Origin of the sequence: Gelidibacter algens (assembly GCF_001678675.1) — a bacterium.
GTDB lineage: Bacteria > Bacteroidota > Bacteroidia > Flavobacteriales > Flavobacteriaceae > Gelidibacter > Gelidibacter algens.
Window position 1 is genome coordinate 1 of record NZ_LZRN01000109.1, and the last position, 1,985, is coordinate 1,985.

2 protein-coding genes are annotated in these 1,985 nt (G+C 37.8%); both read right to left on the minus strand.

Features of this window, described 5'->3' with window-relative positions; all coding sequences use genetic code 11:
* Positions 1–201: 201 nt before the first annotated feature.
* Positions 202–1,119: an IS1595-like element ISGal2 family transposase gene (locus A9996_RS19265; protein WP_066439157.1), complete on the minus strand. Its 918-nt coding sequence runs from the start codon at positions 1,117–1,119 to the stop codon at positions 202–204.
* 760 nt (positions 1,120–1,879) lie between these two features.
* Positions 1,880–1,981, minus strand: coding sequence for a VOC family protein (locus tag A9996_RS20895; protein WP_083994044.1), 102 nt, complete (start codon positions 1,979–1,981; stop codon positions 1,880–1,882).
* Positions 1,982–1,985: the final 4 nt, after the last annotated feature.

Here is a 1,985-nt window from a genome sequence, read left to right on the forward strand (position 1 = left end):
ATTGAATACATGAAAGCTAACAAATAATGAAATTATTATACCAGAAATGTGATGGATTCTGTTTGAAATCGTTTTTATAATGAGATTGGGTATATTTTAATTGTCTTCATAACTAATTAAAATGAAAATATAATTGTGGATTTATAAACCTCTTATTTTTTTGAATTGCAGTTTAAATAATAATTGATTTTGTATATCCGTTTAATGTCCACCTGCTGAGATGCTAGCTATTACTAGCCTGTCAAATATCCTCTCGCCAAAGTATCTCCTGTTTAGCTTGTAAATGAACTCATTCAGGTAAAGTTGCAGGTATTTGGCCTTTATCTTATGGTATGTCCCAAGGAAATTTCGCTTGGCGTTGCTTATCGCGATATGAACCCATTTCAAGGTTTCCTTGGTGGTCTGCTCGCTCGACTTTTCACTTATATGGATATCGACGTAATCCGCAATGTTCACATATGACGTGCTCTGGTCAGTGAAGACGATGGATTCATCGTTGTCTATGGCGTCCTGCAGTGTTCTGTCGGTGTTTCCCATTTTATGGTCCGTGAGCACCTTTGCCTTGAAATATCTGGCCTGTCGCTCAACTTTCCCTGTTTCCAGATCTTCCAGCACCGTGCTCTCTGCCATGAACATCACATTGCTCTTTGTCTTGCTGCCGCGGCCCGCTTTCTGTGTCTCATGTTCGTGACCGGAGGCCTCGATGGTAAAATATCCCTCGTCCATCTCTATCATCCCCTCAAGGGTGTAGCGGTCGTCCCGCGTGCCCATGGCCTTGCGCAGCTTGTGCACCATTGCCCAGACAGGCTCATAGCGCTTGAGCCCGAGCTGGCGCTGGATCTCTTTGCTGGAGAAGCCCTTTTTGGTCGTGCTCAGCAAGAAGATGGTCTTGTACCACGTCATGAAGGATAGCTTCGAGCTTTCCATGATGGTTCCGCTACGCAGGGAGATTCTCGCCTTGCAGGACTTGCACTGATAGCTCCACTTGTTGACAAGCCAATAATGGTCGGTCGATTGGCAGCGGTGGCAGACCACTCCATGCTCGTCACGCTGTTTTTTGAAATGGAGGCGGCAGCTCTCTTCATCCGTGAATTCTGCCCCAAAGGAAAATATGTTCATGTCTATAACCGATTTAAATCTGAGTAAATATACAATAATTAGCCTATATTAGGGGTGTTTACGGATATACAATTAATTGATTAATACATTTTTTATTATGAGTTTCATTTTTAAAAAGATTTAGCTGTTATTTATATTTTTGTTTAGTCCGTTAGGAAGAAGTATTGATAGCAAAACAGCAATTAGTATAAAGCTAAATTCCATTCCGTTTGTACCCGCTCCAACAACGAACCAGCCCTCTTTAAAATGCACTGTTACAATCCCTACCACTAAAATTAAAATATTGATACTACACGAAATCTTTGTGAATTTGTTTATGAATAAAAGTACCGAGGTTATAATTTGACTTATGACAATTATCCATGCTATAGCTACACCAAAAGGGGAAAAACCAATTTCATCTAAAAATAGATGTCCAAAGGTGTTCACGTCATTACCAGTAAATATACCGTGTAAACTATGAGATAGAAAAATAATTGCTACCGCAATTACGTAAAATAAAATTGTTGTTTAGAACTTTCATTTGTTTTTTTAATTAAAATCAGTTTAGTTTTCGTGATTTTCTTTCAGTTTCCTCATAAAAAGTCTTATCTCTTTATATTTTTCTAAATTAAAAAGAATTTGAAAATTTGATTAGCTTGGTTTTGCTTGACTTCCTGCTAATATACCTACATCAATGGTTAATTCTATACCTATTATAACTCCAGGACGTTGTCTTAAATCTTTTATAGTTTTTTTTGTTTAGCATTTTCAGTTATTTTTAGCCCATTGAAGTGCAAATTTCAATCAAAAATCCATCAAGATCTCTAATATATGCAACAATTTGTCCCCAAGGTTTTTGTTTTGGTTCCTCAATAATTATTCCG

Excerpts from the sequence above, each read along its gene's own strand:
- A9996_RS19265 (WP_066439157.1), bottom strand. The coding sequence starts at position 1,119 with ATGAACATATTTTCCTTTGGGGCAGAATTCACGGATGAAGAGAGCTGC.